Source organism: Desulfonatronospira thiodismutans ASO3-1 (assembly GCF_000174435.1).
Taxonomy (GTDB): domain Bacteria; phylum Desulfobacterota; class Desulfovibrionia; order Desulfovibrionales; family Desulfonatronovibrionaceae; genus Desulfonatronospira; species Desulfonatronospira thiodismutans.
Genome location: NZ_ACJN02000001.1, coordinates 593,653 through 610,477 on the forward strand (window position 1 = coordinate 593,653; position 16,825 = coordinate 610,477).

Genomic DNA, 16,825 nt, shown 5'->3' on the forward strand with positions numbered 1-16,825 from the left:
ACATTCAGCCATCAACCGCCAGGAATGATAAAAGAACTCCCCGAGATTTTCGACCTGATTATTGTCGGGGCCGGGCATGCAGGCTGTGAAGCCGCTCATGCCGCTTCAAAGCTTGGCCTTGCAACCCTTGTTCTGACCAACAACATAGACCGTATCGGACACCTTTCCTGCAATCCAGCCATCGGAGGCCTGGCCAAGGGTCACATGGTCAAGGAGATTGACGCCCTTGGAGGAATCATGGGGCTGTGGGCCGATGAATCGGGTATTCAATTCAGGCGGCTCAACACCCGTAAAGGACCTGCCGTGCAGGCCACCCGGGCCCAGATGGATCGCAGCAGGTATCTCTTCAGTGCGCAAAGCACCCTGTTCTCTCTTGATCACCTGTATATCATGGAGGCTTTTGCCGAGGACCTGCTGGTAACCAGCGGCCGTATCCGTGGAGTGCGCACCGCCTTTGGTGAAGATTTTTATGCACCGGCTGTTCTGCTCACCACGGGAACATTTCTGCAGGGCCAGATCCATGTGGGGCTTAGGAGCAGTTCCGGCGGGAGACTGGGTGATCCGGCATCCGCCGGTCTTTCCCACAGCCTGCGCAAACTCGGCCTGGATCTTGGACGGCTTAAAACCGGCACAGTCCCCAGGCTGTTGAAGGAAAGCATTGATTTTTCCGTCATGCAGGAGCAGCACGGAGACGATCCTCCTCCCAGGTTCAGTTTCCGGGGGGCCCCCAGAACCCTCAGGCAGATTCCCTGCCATATCACCTATACCAGCAGCAGCACCCATGAGTGCATAAACGCCGGCCTGGACCGTTCTCCCATGTACCAGGGCCTAATTCACGGCACCGGAGCCAGGTATTGTCCCTCCATAGAGGACAAGGTGGCCAGGTTTCCAGAAAAAGAGCGTCACCAGATCTTTGTGGAGCCCGAGGGTCTGGACAGCCATGAAGTTTATCCCAACGGTATTTCCACAAGTCTTCCCCTGGATGTGCAGAAAAAGATGCTTCAGACCATTCCCGGCCTGGAAAAAGCCATTATTGTCCGCCCAGGCTACGCCATTGAATACGACTATATTCATCCAACACAGCTGACGCCGCACCTCGAGACCAGGGCGGTGCAGGGGCTTTACTCTGCAGGACAGATAAACGGCACCTCAGGGTATGAAGAGGCTGCAGCCCAGGGACTATGGGCAGCGTTGAATATTTATGCCCGCAGTCACGGCACGGATTTCATTCTCAAAAGGGACCAGGCATACATGGCCGTACTTGTGGATGACCTGATAACCAGGGGTACCAGCGAGCCCTACCGCATGTTTACCTCCAGGGCGGAGTACAGGCTGCTTTTAAGAGAGGACAATGCGGATGAAAGACTTACACCCCTGGGCAGGGAGCTGGGCTTGGTGGACGATGCGTACTGGAAAATTTTCACGGCCAGGCAGCAGCAGATGCAAAGCCTCAAGGAGGCTTTGCGGTCGATGGTTATCCGTCCGGATCAATCCACCGTCAAAATTCTGGAACAGATCGGAGCCCATCCTCCCAAAAGATCGGCCTCCCTGGCTGATATCCTGAAGCAGCCAAGTATCAGTATCAGGGAGCTAAAGCCCCTCTGGTCCGGGTTGGATGATTACGAAGATGCTATTCTGGAGCGGGTACAGACAGATATAAAGTTTGAAGGTTATATCAGCCGCCAGCGGGAAATGGCCGAACGTATCAGGCATCTGGAGGATACCGGGCTGCCCCGTGACCTGGACTACACCCGGGTGTCCGGTCTATCCAGGGAGGCGGTGGAAAAACTGTCTGCCATCCGCCCTGAAACACTGGGTCAGGCAGGCCGTATTTCCGGCATAACTCCTGCAACACTTTCTGCATTGCAGATTTATCTTAAAATGGGTAAGAAAGATCCACAACAAGATAAGGACCATTGAAGTATTTCCTGGAAAAAGGCAGTCTATTGTGGAAAAAGATTGAATGCTGCCGGCTGCAAGCACTTGAATCTATCCCTAACCCCTGAAAGGTAGTGCTTTGTTCACCCTGTACCAGGCATTATTCAGCGCGCACATATATTTTGCGCAGTTCTGGCCCCAGATATCCGAGGGGTTTCATGACACTCCCATGCTCGGCACCGGTTTTATGGTGCTGGGAATCGTGCTGGGAATCGTGCTTTTTTTTATTCTGGGGTATCTGGCCTACTCCAGGCTTGGCTCCTCGACAGAGTCCCAGGAATCCAATCCCTTCACAGTATCCTCCCCTGAAAAAATACATGAAATTCTGGATAAAGCCTGGGCCCAGAACAGCCGTCTGGAGCTTTATTTCAGGACCCGCGGACAGCATTTGTCCTGTCTCATTCAGGACCTTTCCGGGGACAAGCTGGTTATAGAACCTCCGCAGCACATAAAGCTTAAAAAGAGCTGGCTGAACAGGAGTGTGATTGTTTTTTTCTCTGTTCGTATAGACAGGCAAAAAAGGGTTTATTATAAGTTTGAATCCAGCATAACCGGCTTCCCTGTAATAAACAGCGAGCCAGTGCTTCAACTTGCTGTACCCGGTGTGCTGAACATGGAGCAAAAAAGGGTGCACCTGCGCCTGGACCCTCCTCTGGCCTACGTCAAGTCCATGAGGGTCTGGCAGGTTCTGTACAACAGTGACGGTTCCCTGCCCCGGGATATCTCTTCAAAGGCGGAACCTCTGGCACAATACATTCCGGCTGAAAGCAAGCCGGTGTTGAGGCTTGCAGACCTGTCGGGTGGAGGGATCAGGATTAAAATAGCAAAAAGCCTCCTTGGATCCATGGAGGATTTTATAAAAGCAAATCCAAACCTGATAATTTTCCTTCAGCTCCGGGACAAACCTGACCAGGACAGCGAGGTACACAATTATTACTTAGTGGGCAGGATAAGGAATTATTTTACCGACCAGCATGGATACTATATTCTGGGCATGCAGTATGAATATTCTGCCCGTCTTGATCCTGACACCGGCGACATAGTCAGATGGGAAAAGGTGGACCCTGAAGAGGGAGTGGAGGACGTGGTCAACTGGGTGGTGCAGAAACACCTGCAGTTTTACCGTGAAAAAGGAGTCCCTGATTGACAGGTTGAAAAAAAGTCTGCATATGAACAGAATTTTATCCAGGGAGGAATGACTTGGAAGAGGCCTCAGAAAGTAAGCTGTGGAACATGATCCGCAGAATGTTCGGTACGCGTTGTGATGCCCCGCTGGAAGAAGTCATCCGGGAGGCCAGCGAAGAAGGGGAGATAAAAAATGAAGAAGTGCGCATGCTTCTTAATATACTGCGCCTTCATGAAAAGCAGGCCGTGGAAATCATGGTCCCCAGAACGGACCTGGTATGCGCCGAAGAAAACGACACCCTGAAGGATGTGGCGGAGTCCATATTGCAGTCCGGGCATTCCAGGCTGCCTGTATACCGGGAGAACAAGGACCATATCGTGGGTTTGATTCATGCCAAGGATCTGCTGCAGCATTTTTTTGAAAACAAAGACGTTTCCGTTAATTCTCTGATGCGCGAACCTCATTTTATGCCGGAAACCAAAAATGTCAGGCAGATCCTCATGGATTTCCAGAATCAGAAGATACACCTCGGTGTTGTACTGGATGAATACGGCGGCACTTCTGGTATCGTTACCCTGGAAGACGTACTCGAGGAGATAGTAGGAGAGATCGAAGACGAATACGATCCGCCACGCCCACAGGAAGTGCAGACCATGGATGACGGAACCTACTATGTTGCCGGACGCACCTCCCTGGACGAACTGGCAGATATTGGAATAAAAATTCCCACAGAGCAGGTGGAGACTATCGGAGGCTACATAAGCCATCTGGCCGGCAAAGTCCCCGTGAAGGGCGAGGAATTTTCCGATGAATTTTTCTCTTATGTAGTGCAGGAAGCCAATACCAAAAACATACAGTGGCTGACAATAAGGCGTCTGGATCCATGAGACTCCCGGAAATTTTCAGGCAGGGCTCTTTCTGGGCCCAGTTTTTCATGTGTCTTGCCGGGCTTTTTCTGGCTTTTCCCAACCCCCTGCTGCAGGTACCCTTCCTGATTTTTCTTTTTTTCCTGGGGCTTAACTATATTGCCTTCAACACCCGCAGTAAAGGTGAAGCTTTCAGGCGGGGGCTTCTTGTTTCAGGTCCGGCCTACGCAGTGACCCTTTACTGGATAGTGGTCCCGGTGCATGTCTACGGGCACTTTCCCCTGGTGCTGGCCCTGTTCTTCCCCCTTCTGCTGGGGTTTGTCCTTGGGCTTTTCAGCAGTCTCTATGTATTTGTGGTACATATTATGAGCAGGCGTTTCTCATGGATTGCTCTCGGTGTTTTCGGCGGAGCTGTCTGGGCCTTTCTGGAATTTGCCAGGGAGTATGTCTTTACCGGGTTCCCCTGGCTTATTGCTGCCCAGGCCTTCAGTATCTGGCCGGAATCCATCCAGGCTGTTTCCATAGTTGGAAGCTACGGACTGGCAATGCTCCTTGCCTGCGCAGGCATCTGGATTTATCAGGGCAGGACAATCCCTGTACTGGCGGCACTGGCCCTGCTTTTTCCTGTGCTGGGATACGGTTTTTTTCTGCAGCAAAAAGAATATGACGGCCCGGCCAAAGATATCCTGATTGTTCAGGGTAACCTGGACCAGGATATTAAGTGGGAAGAAGAGATCCAGATGAAAACTGTGGAAAAGTATAAGGACCTGACCATTCAGTCTCTTGATGAGATAAATGCTGATCTGGTGGTCTGGCCGGAAACCGCCATGCCTTTTTACCTGCAGGAACAGAGCCGCATGAGCTTCATGGTCATGAATCTCGCCCAGGAAAAGGGCATTGATCTTATCACCGGTGCCCCTGCTTATGAAATGCAGGAGGACGGTATAAATTACAAGCTGCACAACAGGGCCTTCTGGATATCCGGAAGGGGGCTGATACAAGATCACTACGACAAGGAACGCTTAGTCCCTTTCGGAGAATATATCCCCTGGTCCAGCTACCTTTTTTTCCTGGATCGCCTGGTGGCCGGGCCCATGGATTTTTCTCCGGGCAAAGCTACTGCTCCCATGGAAAATGAAGAGCTTGCCTTGGGCATGCTCATCTGCTACGAAATAATATTCCCGGGGCTTGTCAGGGACAGGGTGCAGCAGGGTGCAAACGTATTGATAAACATATCCAATGATGCCTGGTTCGGCGATACTTCAGCCCCCAGACAGCACCTGCACCTGAGTGTCTTAAGGGCCGTGGAGCAGGGTCGTTATGTGGTCAGATCCACAAATACCGGTATTTCAGCTTTTATTGATCCTTCCGGCAGAGTATATGAAAGTACCCCGCTTTTTCAGGAGGCGACCCTGTCAGGCCAGGTAAAACTTCTGGATGATAAAACTTTCTACCATGTCTGGCACTGGCATATAAACTGGATTTTGGCCGGCATCAGCCTTGCTGGACTGGCCCTGTGTCTGGTTGTGCCGGCAAAGAGGACTTTTTCTGAAAAATCTTACATCAATAAGTAAATCATGATTCAGCAGTTATCCGATATAAAAGCCCGTTCAGATCAGGTGCTTCAACGTTTTTCATCTTTCTGGGGGCGGCTTTGACCTTGAATCCCAGAAGCAGCGACTGGAGGAGATCGAGCATGAACTGTCCCGGCCCGGGGCATGGGACAGTCCTGAAAAATTGACTCCCATACTCAAGGAGAAAAGCGGCCTGGAAGAAAGCGTCAGCAAGTACGAACAGTTGCACAGCTTACAGGAAGAGGTAAGGGAATGGCTGGAGTTCGCTGACAATGACCAGTCCGGTGAAGTCCTGCAGGCCCTGGAGGACAGCCTTGAGACCCTCAGCAGGCAGCTTGAAAAGGTTGAACTGGAAGCCCTGTTAAGCGGCAAGGACGATAATAACCCCGCTATTGTCTCCATTCATCCTGGAGCCGGAGGCACTGAAGCCCAGGACTGGGTGGAGATGCTTCTGCGCATGTATACCAGGTGGGCTGAAAGCAAAGGCTTTAAGCTGGATTACCTGGACTACCTGCCCGGAGACGAAGCAGGCGTCAAAAGCGTGACGCTGCAGGTTACAGGAGAGTATGCATACGGCCTTCTCAAGAGCGAAAGAGGCATACACCGCCTGATCCGCATTTCTCCCTTCGATGCCTCCGGGCGCAGGCACACCTCCTTTGCTTCAGTGGACGTGTATCCGCAGGTCTCCGACGATATCAATATCGAAGTCAAGGAAGAGGATATGCGGGTGGATGTCTTCAAAGCCAGCGGTCCGGGCGGGCAGCATGTAAACAAGACAAGCTCCGCCATCCGGATAACCCACATGCCGACTGGAATCGTTGTCCAGTGCCAGAGCGAAAGATCTCAGAGGCGCAACCGGGATGCCGCCCTGAAAATCCTGAAGGCCAAGCTTTACGATGAAGAAATGAAAAAGCTTGAAGACGAAAGGCAGGAAAAGTATGCAGCCAAGGACAGCATTGCCTGGGGAAGCCAGATCCGCACCTATACTCTTCATTCTTACCGGCTGGTAAAGGATCACAGGAACAACACCGAGATCTATGATGTGGACAGCGTCCTGGACGGAAACATCGACACCTTGATCCGCAACTATCTCCTGTACAGACATGGATAACCCCACTTTCAAGAGTAAGCAGGACCAGGAAAAACTCGTGCAGGAACTGCTGGAACTGGAAAACCTCCTGCGTAAACAGGGTGGAAACCACAACCCCGGGGAAACCAGGGGAAGGATCGCTCTGGTTCGATTGCTCGACGATCTTGACCAGGAAGATTTAGAGGAACTAAAGCTTAAATCCAGGGTAGACCCCGCATGGCTCACCCTGGCCCTGGACCAGGAAAAGTTCCCCGCCCTCATGGAGATGCAGAAAAACATCGAAAATCTCACCCGGGCCAGGGACAGGGATGCATTGACAGGATTGTACAATCGGGGTTTTTTTCAGCGGATACTGGACAGGGAAGTGGAAAGGGCCTTCAGGTTCAAGCTGCCCCTGACCCTGGCCATGATGGATATTGATGATTTCAAGAAAATAAACGATACCTGCGGACATCCTTGCGGAGACAGGGTTCTACAGGATCTGGGCGGTATTATTCAGCAGGAAATACGGGCTGCTGATTATGCCGCACGCATTGGCGGAGAGGAGTTTGCCCTGATTCTGCCCGGAACAGGCAGATATAAATCCGAGCCCTTGTTCTGGCGCATCATGGACAGTATCCGCAGCAGGCAGGTTGAATGCCCTCACAGCAGGCACAAGGTGAGCTATACCGTTTCCATTGGTGCTGCTACATACAGAGGGAAAACCGAAATCACGGCTGAAAGGCTGATTTCAGAAGTGGACAGGCAGCTGTACAAGGTCAAAGAGCATGGTAAGGATTCGATCAGCGCCGAGATATTCCAGGATGCAGTCAACGAAGAAGCCCTGGTACAAAAGGCTGAAAAGAATTTTTTGCTGGGATAACGTGGATACCTGCATAGTTGCTGTGCAGATCAGATTGTGCAGATCTGGCTGTTAAAAATTCAAGTAAAGGTTTAGGAAATGAAACATCAAAACAGGACTCTCAGTCTGTCCATCGTCAGCGGTAAGGGCGGGGTGGGCAAGACTAATCTTTCCCTGAATCTGGCATATGCTCTTTTTCAGACTGCTCAGAACACCCTGCTGGTGGACTGCGATCTGGGCCTGGCCAACCTGGATGTTATGCTGGGCATTTCTCCTGAAAAAAACCTTAACGATATATTAGACAAAGAAGCCAGGGCCGAAGATATTGTTTACAGTCTGGAAGACAACGGCCTGGGACTGATTCCAGCAGCTTCCGGAGTAACGGACATCCTGGATCTGGACGAGGACCAGCAGATGCAGATTATCCAGCGCATGGAAAACCTGCTTTACAAATACAATTTCCTGCTCCTGGACGTGGGTGCAGGCATCAGCAGGACGGTCCGGGCTTTTTGCCAGATGACCCACAAACAGGTGGTTATAATTACTCCAGAGCCCACTTCCCTTACCGACGGCTACGCCCTGATAAAGGTTCTGCACACAAGGCAGAAAATCGATGATTTTCATATCCTGGTGAATATGGTGGATTCTGAAAAAGAGGCCAGGCTGGGATTTGAAAGAATTAGAGCCGCCTGCGCCAAGTTTTTGCAGCTTGAAGTAGGGTATCTGGGTCAAGTACAGAATGACCCGGCTGTACTCGACTCTGTGCGCAAGCAGACTCCTTTTTTCAAGCTTTCTCCGCGGTCCAGGGCATCCAGGGATATCATGAACGTGGCCGAGAAGCTGACCCAGCTACGTTCTGATGCCATGGAGAGTATTGCTTCGGTTCCTCCCCTGCGCATGGGAGAACCGGTTACTTGAGTCAGGCACGTCTGACACGATAAAAATCTCTTGATTTTACTTTCAATGTAAGCATATATTTTCATTTGCATTCATGATTAATATAGGTCCTTTGAATTATAAAACAGGAGCCAAGCCATGAACAAAAGTGAACTGATCAAGCGTCTGGCTGAAGAAAGGGATCTTTCTTTAGAGGAAGCTACGGAAATTGTGACCATTTTTTTCGATTCCATGAAGGAAGCCCTTCAAAACGGCGACAGGGTGGAAATAAGAGGGTTTGGAAGTTTTAAAATCAAAGAGTATGATGGGTATCAGGGCAGAAATCCCAAGACCGGAAAACCAGTCAATGTCAGTCCCAAAAGACTGCCGTTTTTCAGGGCCGGAAAAGAACTAAAGGAGTATTTGAATACTTGAGGTCTTCACAGAAAATACCCGTCTCTTTTCTCCTGAACTTTCCTGTTGTTTTTAGTGTTCACCATGATGGGCTGTACCTGTAAAGCAGGTTTTTTCAAACCTTCCTGTCTGTCCGGTGGACATGAAAAAACAATCTTGTCAAACATCCACGCCATGTGCATGACAGGGCGTACACAATTTATTATAACCTTGCTTGAAATGAGATTTTCATGAAACCTTTATCCTCGAATATGCAGCAGTTTTTTAAAATGCAGGGCAGCGGAAACGACTTTATCCTGTGGGACAATACCTCCCTTAATCTCCCCGGAGAACTGATGTCCCGGTGGGCAGAGACCCTGTGCCCCCGGGGATTCGGCATAGGTGCGGACGGGATGATATTTCTGGATAATCCCCGCACCCAGGGGCACGATTTTGACTGGCATTTTTTCAACGCCGACGGTTCCCGGGCTGAAATGTGCGGCAACGGCTCCCGTTGCGCAGCCAGACTGGCGCACAGGCTGGGCCTGGCCGGCAGGGAGCAGGTTTTCGGAACTGATGCGGGAGCCGTACGGGCCCAGGTCAAAGACAAGGGTAAGGTCAGGGTGCAGTTGACTCCGGCTGAGAACCTGCAGCTGCACAGTATTTTAAACTTTGAGGAAAGCAGCCCGGTCAATTTACATTCGGTGAATACAGGGGTGCCGCATGCCGTGATCATATGCGATGATGTGCACAAGGTGAATGTGTCCGGGCTTGGCAGGATGGTCCGCATGCATCCGGACTTTGCACCTGCAGGTACCAATGTTAACTTTATTCAGGTCAAGGACAGGGGACACATTTATCTGCGCACTTATGAAAGGGGGGTGGAGGATGAAACTTTTGCCTGCGGGACCGGTGCTGCCGCCTCGGTCGTCGTTGCCTCAGCCCTGGGTCTGTGTGCAAATTCTGTTCAGGTGGTTACGTCGGGCAAAGAACACCTGAATATTGACCTGCAAGAACAAGGTGTTTTTCTGACCGGAAAGGCAGATTTCATTTACCAGGGGATGCTCTTCCTGGACACCTTCGGTTTGAAAATCCCAGGGGACTAACACTACAGAGAAACTTATAAAATACAGCATGGTATCTCTATTGGGGACAGTCCCCGGAGGTCAATAAATAAGTTTCGCTGTAGTGCTAAAAAAATCATTCAAGTCCTGAAATATAAAAATCATGTCAAACAAAGGAGGATGTATGCAGTTCCGTGGCGCTTATACTGCCCTGGTAACTCCATTTAAAAACAATCAGCTGGATGAAGAGGCTTATCGCAATCTCATCGAGTGGCAGCTGGAGCAGGGTATAGATGGTGTAGTCCCTTGCGGCACCACCGGAGAGTCCGCTACTCTCTCCCATGAAGAGCACAAGCGTACCATCAGCGTATGCGTGGACCAGGTCAAGGGGAGGGTGCCTGTAATAGCCGGCGCAGGCTCCAACTGCACCAGCGAAGCCGTTGATCTTACCAGGTATGCCAAGGAAGCAGGTGCTGATGCGGCCCTGCTCATCACTCCCTATTACAACAAACCCACTCCTGACGGTCTTCTGGCGCATTTCAAGACCATAGCCAGGGAAGTACCCATACCGTTTTTTATCTACAACGTACCTGGCAGGACCGGCCTGAACGTACTGCCGGATACCGTGGCCAGGATTTTCAGGGAAGTACCTGAAGCCGTGGGTATCAAAGAAGCCACCGGCAATCTGACCCAGGTCTCTTCAGTTATCGAGGAATGCGGGCCGGATTTTACTGTTCTTTCCGGGGAGGATTCCATCGTGCTGCCCCTTATGGCTGTGGGTGGACATGGAGTAATATCTGTCAGTTCCAACATCGTCCCCAATATGATGCACTCTCTGTGCAAGGCATATATGGACAACGATCAGGAAAAAGCCAAAAAGCTGCACCTTGAAATGGCTCCCCTTTGCCGGGCCATGTTTTTCGAGACAAATCCCATACCCGTAAAGACTTCCCTGGCCCTCATGAAAAAAATCGAGCTGGAACTAAGGCTGCCCCTGGTACCCATGCAGGAAAAAAACCAGGCCAGACTCAAGGAAGTCCTGCAGAACAAAAAACTGATTTAAGGAAGGCTTTATGAACTGGAATGACATCACCAAAGAGGCCAAGGAAAAACTGAAGGGATACTGCCGGGTCTGCCCGGTGTGCGACGGCCGCATGTGTGCCGGTGAAGTGCCCGGAATGGGCGGAATGGGCACAGGCGAAGCGTTCAAGGTAAATCTTAAAGCACTGGCCCGCTACCGGCTGAGAATGCGCGCGGTACACGGAGTAAAAAAACCGGACACAGGCATCAGGCTGTGGGGCAGGGATTTCAAGACTCCCATTATGGCCGCTCCCATGACCGGAACCACTTACAATATGGGCGGACAGATCACCGAACAGGAGTTTATCGATCATATAATTTCCGGAAGCATTGATTCCGGAAGCATCGGCTTTTCCGGGGACGGAGCAGACCCGGCCATGTTCGACAGCGGAGTCCAGGCCATAAAAAACAACCAGGGGCAGGGCATACCCATCATCAAGCCCAGGGCCCAGGAAGAGATAGTAAAACGTATCAGAAGCGCTGAAGAGGCCGGGGCCATGGCTGTCGGAGTGGATATTGACGGAGCAGGCTTAGTGACCATGGCCCTCAAGGGCCAGGCAGTGGGACCCAAGGACAAGCACGAAATAAAAGAACTGGTTCAGTCTACTGATCTTCCCTTTGTACTCAAGGGAATCATGACCATTGACGATGCCCTGGACGCTCTGGAAGCAGGGGTTTCAACCATAGTGGTCTCCAATCACGGGGGAAGGGTCCTGGATCATACCCCTGGGGCCGCAGAAGTTCTGCCGGAAATATCCGAAATGGTCAGAGGACGCATGACGATTATTGCTGACGGCGGTGTACGTTCGGGATCGGATGTAATAAAGCTTCTGGCCCTGGGCGCGGATGCCGTACTTGTAGGAAGGCCGCTTATCACCGGAGCGTTTGGAGGAGGAAAGGAAGGGGTGTCTTTCGTTTTAAACAAGTACACGCAGGAACTTATCCAGGCCATGCTTCTCACCGGTGTGCCGGATGTGGAAAAAGTATGCCCCAGGATTCTGGACCACCGGGATTAAGTCGCTTTACAAAACATCTGCAAAGAAATCATGGAACCAGGAAGGGCAAAAAGCTGGAAATGCCCTTCCTGGCAACCAGATTTTTTTCAAATCATTGCGCTTCACTCTAATTCATTTTCAGCCTCCTGCAGCATCACTCTGTCATCGCCGTCTCTTTCCCGAAGCACAACATCCACTTGTTCCTTTCTGGAGGTGTTCACTTTTTTGCCCACAAAGTCCGCATGGATGGGCAATTCCCGGTGGCCGCGGTCAATGAGCACCAGAAGCTTGATGCACCCGGGACGTCCGAAATCCAGAAGGGCATCCAGAGCGCTTCTAATGGTCCGTCCAGTGTACAGCACATCGTCCACTAGTATCAGGGTTTTTCCGTCCACGGAAAAAGGTATTTTTGTACTGTTTATTACCGGGGTTGAAGTCATTTTTGTCCAGTCATCCCGGTAAAGATTTATATCTAACTTGCCCAGTCTTATTTCCTGTCCGGTCTTTTCTTCAAGCATTTTCTGCATCCTTGCGGCCAGATCCACTCCCCTGCGCTGAATTCCAATGAGCGCCGGGGTTTCAGTGTCGGCTGTCTGTTCCCACACCTGGGAAGCAAGCCTCTCCAGAGTTTTCTGCATCTGCTTGGCGTTTAGAATTACTCGTGATACCATTCAGCCCCCCTATCAATATTCTTGCAGGGAAATCATTTATCTGGTAAAGATACCTGTTCCCGCAAGTTGCTACCTCTAAACTCTTACCTTGTACAGCTTCGGTTCGACGATGCGTATCTGTTTAGCGTTGTTAAGGAAAGCAGGGGACAGGCACCCCCGCACTTATTTTTAAACCTCTCAATTATCCTTCACAAAAATCAGTGCGGGGAGAGCCAGTCCCCATGCCACATGCAAATCGCTAAACAGATACGACGATACCATGTCTGCCGGACATGCTTCGGCCTTTGGAAAAAACAAATTGAAATATATCTGCATTCTTGATCGGGGTAAAGATGTCTGAAGACAAAAAAACTTTCGGGCTGGACAAGCCTCCGGAGTCTTTGAAAGAAAACTCCGGCAAAAATAACCCTCCGGTTATCCTGAAAATCACCGGCATGTCCTGTGCCTCCTGCGTACGCCGAGTGGAAAAGGCCCTTACAGATATTGAAGGGGTAAGAACCGCTGAAGTCAACCTTTCCACAGAAAAGGCCACTGTCTTCCTTGAAGACCGGGTTTCTCTTGCAGAGTTGACAGAGGCCGTGGAAAGTATCGGTTTTGGTGCTCAACCCGTGGACCAGCACCAGGCGGTTCTGGATATTGAGGGCATGACCTGTGCCTCCTGCGTGCGCCGGGTGGAAAAGGCCCTGTCTGATGTTCCCGGAGTGCTGCAGGCAGAAGTTAATTTTGCCTCTGAGCGTGCACTGATCACATATACCGGAGGTCCGGAAACACTTGCTTCCCTTCAGAAAGCAGTGGAAGAAAGCGGTTACAAGGTGGTCCATGCCGGCACAGAACAGAAAGAAAGCGAGGACAGGGAACGTGAGGTCCGGGAAAAACAGATGAAACGCCTGGTCAGGGATGTTGTTTCCGGGGCGGCGGTAACCACTGTTGTCCTTATAGGCAGTATTCCCCACATGATGCCCATGTGGTCGGACTGGGTGCCTGCTTTCTTAAGCAATGTATATGTTCTCCTGATTCTCTCCACCTACGTACAGTTTGTTGCCGGGTGGCGTTTTTACCAGGGTGCATATGGGGCATTGCGGCATCTGACCGCGGATATGAACGTCCTGGTGGCCATGGGCACCACCTCGGCCTGGCTTTACAGCGCGGCCATGACCCTTTTCCCCGGTTTTCTGACCAACCTGGGTTTTCCTTATCAGCTTTATTACGACGTGGCCACGGTCATCACCACTCTTATCCTTGTGGGCCGGCTCATGGAGGCCCGGGCCAAGGGACGCACTTCCGAAGCCATTCGCCGGCTCATGGGCATGCAGGCCCGCAGTGCAAGGGTAAGACGAAACGGTGAAGACATTGAAATACCAGTGGAAGAAGTGCAGCTGGGGGATGTTGTCCTGGTCCGCCCCGGAGAAAGGGTTCCTGTGGACGGGGAGATAACATCCGGTTCCTCCACTGTTGACGAATCCATGCTCACCGGGGAAAGCATGCCTGTGACCAAGAAGCCCGGCCATGAAGTCATAGGCGGAACCATAAACAAGGTGGGAAGCTTTCAGTTCAGGGCTACAAAGATCGGCCGGGATACTGCTCTGGCCAGGATAATCCAGCTGGTGGAACAGGCCCAGGGATCCAAGGCCCCTATTCAGAAGATGGTGGACCAAATAGCGGCATACTTTGTGCCCGCAGTTCTAAGTGTAGCACTTCTGAGCTTTGTTTTCTGGTCCATTTACGGGCCTGAACCGCAGTTGACCTTTGCCCTGACCACCTTTATCGCTGTGCTTATAATAGCCTGCCCCTGCGCCCTGGGTCTGGCCACTCCCACGGCCATAATGGTGGGTATGGGCAGAGGTGCTGAAAACGGCATTCTCATCAAGAACGCCGAGACATTGCAGCTTACGCACAAGCTGCAGACAGTGGTCCTGGACAAAACCGGCACACTTACCCGTGGTGAGCCCCAGGTCATGGACCTGCTGCCGGAACAGGGCACTGAAGCCCATGATCTTCTGCGCCTGGCGGCATCCGTTGAACAGGGATCTGAACACCCCTTAGGAGAGGCTGTTGTGCGTCATGCAAGGGAACAGGGCCTGAACCTGGGTTCTGCAGAATCCTTTGACGCTGTTCCAGGGCAGGGGATAAAGGCCTTTATGGAGGGCACAGAGATCCTTGCCGGCAATCTTCGCCTTATGCAGCAGTTCAAGGTTTCTACCGGCCCCTGGGAGGAAAGGGCCATGGAACTGGCCCACGAAGGCAAGACTCCCATGTACGTGGCCAGGGACGGAAAAATGGCCGGGATGATCGCCGTGGCCGATCCCCTGAAGGATACATCCAGGGAAGCGGTACAGGACATGCGCAAAATGGGCCTGGAAGTGATCATGCTCACCGGGGACAATCAAGCCACCGCCCGGGCCATAGGGCGGCAGCTGGACATTGACCGGGTCTTTGCCGAGGTCCTTCCTCAGGACAAGGCTGATTATGTGACCAGTCTGCAGCAGGAAGGCAGACGCGTGGCGATGGTCGGAGACGGCATCAACGATGCCCCGGCCCTGGCCAGTGCCGACGTGGGCATAGCCATTGGCACTGGCACGGACGTGGCCATGGAAACAGCGGACGTAACCCTCATAAGCGGCGACCTGCGCGGTGTGCCCACGGCCATCTCCCTTTCCAGGGCAACTACCAGGACAATCCGCCAGAATCTTTTCTGGGCCTTTATCTACAATATTGTCCTGATACCCGTTGCTGCCGGCGTATTGTATCCCTTTTACGGAATCATACTCAATCCCATGCTGGCCGGAGCGGCCATGGCCGTAAGTTCCGTATCGGTGGTAACCAACAGTCTAAGACTACGTTCCTTTAAGCCGCGAAAGTAAAGGAAAATATTTTTCTATGAGTTTTTTTGTCAAAAAAAACTTGCTTTCGAAAAATGCCTGGAATATAGAGGGGGGCAGTATCTTTCACCGGTTTTTGTGGGCGGGTCGGATGGTTTGCGGCCTGGACCGGTGATTTCCCTGTTTTACTTTTTCAGGAGCGTTATCTTATGACCAATCTGTATGTGGGCAACCTGCCCTGGAGCACTACTGAGGCCCAACTCCGCGATCTTTTTGCTGAATATGGAGAGGTAAGCTCGGCAAAGATCATTGAGGACCGCGAAACCGGCCGTTCCCGGGGGTTTGGTTTTGTGGAAATGGAAAACGGTGCTGACGAGGCCATTGAAAGTCTCAACGGGACTGATTTCGGAGGCCGCAACATCAAGGTCAATGTGGCCAAGCCCAAACGTGAAGCTCGCTTCTAAATTTTATTTGCAAGATAAGCCAAAAAAAACCATCCCGGGGACTCCCGGGATGGTTTTTCTTGTTTAAGATTAGGTTTGATATGGCAAATCAACAGCAGCAGCCTGCAAAATCTAAACGATTTTCATGCAGGTTCTTATCTGCAGTTCCTTGAGGATGACCTCTTCGTAATTAATGCGCGGTCCCGGCGTCTTATAGGCTTCATCGTCATTGAATCTGTCCAGAAACTGGCTTTCCTCCCAGAAATCCAGAAGTTCTTCGTCACCCAGAATCTTTACTTGTTCTTCCAGAGGATAATTGTCAGGATTGCGTAGAAAATAGGCCATTATTGAATGAACCCTCCCATACTTGAGTTTAAAAAAATATCTCTTACTCCTTGATAACAGATATTAACCACAAGCTGGTTTTTTGGCAACATATTTTGACTTGATAAAATAAAGAAAAAGATTTAGCGCTGTTAACCAGAAAATTCATTATTGATTCCTCTTATAGTTATTGCCGGAAACAATTATTAAGAACTTACGCAGGAGATAACCATGGAAAATCACACCCAGAAAAAGGATGCCGACCTGCTGCAGATGGTCACTTTCAATATCGGCGGCGAAGAATTCGGTGTGGAGATTCTCACGGTTCAGGAAATCATCAGGATGATGCAGATTACCAAGGTGCCCAAAGCCCCTGATTTTGTAGAAGGGGTGATCAACCTCAGAGGCAAGGTGATACCGGTGATAGACCTGCGCAAGAGATTCGGCCTGGACTCCAGGGGCCATGACAAGAACACCCGGATTGTCGTTGTGGAGATCAACAAAATGATCGTAGGCTTTATTGTCGATTCCGTCTCAGAAGTTCTGAGAATCCCTGCAGATACTGTCGAACCTCCGCCTCCGGTGGTGGCCGGACTTGATTCGGAATATATAAGCGGTGTAGGCAAGCTTGAAGACAGGTTGCTCATTTTGCTGGACCTGGACAGGCTGCTAAGCCGGGAAGAAAAAAAGGTCTTGAGTCAGGTTTAAGCAAAACCGGATTGTAA

At 51.2% G+C, this 16,825-nt stretch carries 16 protein-coding genes; 14 read left to right on the forward strand and 2 right to left on the reverse strand.

The features are described from left to right. Window positions 1-24: 24 nt before the first annotated feature. From mnmG to DTHIO_RS02820, 11 genes are all read left to right on the forward strand, one after another. A complete protein-coding gene (mnmG, locus tag DTHIO_RS02770; protein ID WP_008868831.1) occupies window positions 25-1,920 on the forward strand; it encodes a tRNA uridine-5-carboxymethylaminomethyl(34) synthesis enzyme MnmG in 1,896 nt (631 codons plus the stop codon). A 97-nt stretch (window positions 1,921-2,017) separates the two neighbouring features. Next, window positions 2,018-3,085, forward strand: a complete 1,068-nt coding sequence (locus DTHIO_RS02775; RefSeq protein WP_008868832.1) for a PilZ domain-containing protein — start codon at window positions 2,018-2,020, stop codon at window positions 3,083-3,085. 53 nt (window positions 3,086-3,138) lie between these two features. Then, entirely contained in the window at window positions 3,139-3,951 is an 813-nt protein-coding gene (locus tag DTHIO_RS02780; RefSeq protein ID WP_008868833.1) for a hemolysin family protein, read from the forward strand. Beyond that, a complete protein-coding gene (gene lnt / locus DTHIO_RS02785; protein ID WP_008868834.1) occupies window positions 3,948-5,504 on the forward strand; it encodes an apolipoprotein N-acyltransferase in 1,557 nt (518 codons plus the stop codon). Before DTHIO_RS02780 ends, lnt begins: the two co-directional genes overlap by 4 nt. 6 nt (window positions 5,505-5,510) lie before the next feature. Further along, a protein-coding gene (gene prfB, locus DTHIO_RS02790) for a peptide chain release factor 2 (protein WP_144311463.1) occupies window positions 5,511-6,615 on the forward strand; the annotation gives its coding sequence in 2 pieces (ribosomal slippage) (window positions 5,511-5,585 and window positions 5,587-6,615; 1,104 coding nt in all). Next, on the forward strand, window positions 6,608-7,456 hold the full coding sequence (locus tag DTHIO_RS02795) for a GGDEF domain-containing protein (protein WP_008868836.1): 849 nt from the start codon (window positions 6,608-6,610) through the stop codon (window positions 7,454-7,456). Before prfB ends, DTHIO_RS02795 begins: the two co-directional genes overlap by 8 nt. 78 nt (window positions 7,457-7,534) lie before the next feature. After that, window positions 7,535-8,353: a MinD/ParA family protein gene (locus tag DTHIO_RS02800; RefSeq protein WP_008868837.1), complete on the forward strand. Its 819-nt coding sequence runs from the start codon at window positions 7,535-7,537 to the stop codon at window positions 8,351-8,353. Window positions 8,354-8,470: 117 nt separating this feature from the next. After that, window positions 8,471-8,746: an HU family DNA-binding protein gene (locus tag DTHIO_RS02805; protein WP_008868838.1), complete on the forward strand. Its 276-nt coding sequence runs from the start codon at window positions 8,471-8,473 to the stop codon at window positions 8,744-8,746. A 209-nt stretch (window positions 8,747-8,955) separates the two neighbouring features. Continuing rightward, the gene (dapF, locus tag DTHIO_RS02810; protein ID WP_008868839.1) at window positions 8,956-9,810 is read left to right on the forward strand and encodes a diaminopimelate epimerase; all 855 of its coding nucleotides are present in this window, start codon (window positions 8,956-8,958) and stop codon (window positions 9,808-9,810) included. A gap of 142 nt (window positions 9,811-9,952) precedes the next feature. Continuing rightward, window positions 9,953-10,831: a 4-hydroxy-tetrahydrodipicolinate synthase gene (gene dapA, locus DTHIO_RS02815; protein WP_008868840.1), complete on the forward strand. Its 879-nt coding sequence runs from the start codon at window positions 9,953-9,955 to the stop codon at window positions 10,829-10,831. Window positions 10,832-10,841: 10 nt separating this feature from the next. Next, window positions 10,842-11,864, forward strand: coding sequence for an alpha-hydroxy-acid oxidizing protein (locus DTHIO_RS02820; protein WP_008868841.1), 1,023 nt, complete (start codon window positions 10,842-10,844; stop codon window positions 11,862-11,864). 101 nt (window positions 11,865-11,965) lie between these two features. Here DTHIO_RS02820 and pyrR read toward each other — a convergent pair whose 3' ends face one another. Continuing rightward, on the reverse strand, window positions 11,966-12,514 hold the full coding sequence (pyrR, locus tag DTHIO_RS02825) for a bifunctional pyr operon transcriptional regulator/uracil phosphoribosyltransferase PyrR (protein WP_008868842.1): 549 nt from the start codon (window positions 12,512-12,514) through the stop codon (window positions 11,966-11,968). A gap of 332 nt (window positions 12,515-12,846) precedes the next feature. Here pyrR and DTHIO_RS02830 point away from each other — a divergent pair, with 332 nt between their 5' ends. After that, window positions 12,847-15,375, forward strand: coding sequence for a heavy metal translocating P-type ATPase (locus DTHIO_RS02830; protein ID WP_008868843.1), 2,529 nt, complete (start codon window positions 12,847-12,849; stop codon window positions 15,373-15,375). A gap of 167 nt (window positions 15,376-15,542) precedes the next feature. Continuing rightward, on the forward strand, window positions 15,543-15,797 hold the full coding sequence (gene rbp / locus DTHIO_RS02835; protein WP_008868844.1) for an RNA-binding regulator: 255 nt from the start codon (window positions 15,543-15,545) through the stop codon (window positions 15,795-15,797). Window positions 15,798-15,908: 111 nt separating this feature from the next. Here rbp and DTHIO_RS02840 read toward each other — a convergent pair whose 3' ends face one another. Continuing rightward, complete coding sequence (locus DTHIO_RS02840; protein ID WP_008868845.1) at window positions 15,909-16,121, reverse strand: hypothetical protein; 213 nt, start codon at window positions 16,119-16,121, stop codon at window positions 15,909-15,911. A 210-nt stretch (window positions 16,122-16,331) separates the two neighbouring features. On the opposite strand from DTHIO_RS02840, the gene DTHIO_RS02845 reads away from it, so the two are divergent. Next, entirely contained in the window at window positions 16,332-16,808 is a 477-nt protein-coding gene (locus tag DTHIO_RS02845) for a chemotaxis protein CheW (RefSeq protein ID WP_008868846.1), read from the forward strand. The last annotated feature ends 17 nt before the right edge of the window (window positions 16,809-16,825 follow it).

Excerpts from the sequence above, each read along its gene's own strand:
- mnmG (WP_008868831.1), top strand. The coding sequence starts at position 25 with ATGATAAAAGAACTCCCCGAGATTTTCGACCTGATTATTGTCGGGGCC.
- lnt (WP_008868834.1), top strand. The coding sequence starts at position 3,948 with ATGAGACTCCCGGAAATTTTCAGGCAGGGCTCTTTCTGGGCCCAGTTT.
- DTHIO_RS02795 (WP_008868836.1), top strand. The coding sequence starts at position 6,608 with ATGGATAACCCCACTTTCAAGAGTAAGCAGGACCAGGAAAAACTCGTG.
- DTHIO_RS02800 (WP_008868837.1), top strand. The coding sequence starts at position 7,535 with ATGAAACATCAAAACAGGACTCTCAGTCTGTCCATCGTCAGCGGTAAG.
- DTHIO_RS02805 (WP_008868838.1), top strand. The coding sequence starts at position 8,471 with ATGAACAAAAGTGAACTGATCAAGCGTCTGGCTGAAGAAAGGGATCTT.
- dapF (WP_008868839.1), top strand. The coding sequence starts at position 8,956 with ATGAAACCTTTATCCTCGAATATGCAGCAGTTTTTTAAAATGCAGGGC.
- dapA (WP_008868840.1), top strand. The coding sequence starts at position 9,953 with ATGCAGTTCCGTGGCGCTTATACTGCCCTGGTAACTCCATTTAAAAAC.
- DTHIO_RS02820 (WP_008868841.1), top strand. The coding sequence starts at position 10,842 with ATGAACTGGAATGACATCACCAAAGAGGCCAAGGAAAAACTGAAGGGA.
- pyrR (WP_008868842.1), bottom strand. The coding sequence starts at position 12,514 with ATGGTATCACGAGTAATTCTAAACGCCAAGCAGATGCAGAAAACTCTG.
- DTHIO_RS02830 (WP_008868843.1), top strand. The coding sequence starts at position 12,847 with ATGTCTGAAGACAAAAAAACTTTCGGGCTGGACAAGCCTCCGGAGTCT.
- rbp (WP_008868844.1), top strand. The coding sequence starts at position 15,543 with ATGACCAATCTGTATGTGGGCAACCTGCCCTGGAGCACTACTGAGGCC.
- DTHIO_RS02840 (WP_008868845.1), bottom strand. The coding sequence starts at position 16,121 with ATGGCCTATTTTCTACGCAATCCTGACAATTATCCTCTGGAAGAACAA.
- DTHIO_RS02845 (WP_008868846.1), top strand. The coding sequence starts at position 16,332 with ATGGAAAATCACACCCAGAAAAAGGATGCCGACCTGCTGCAGATGGTC.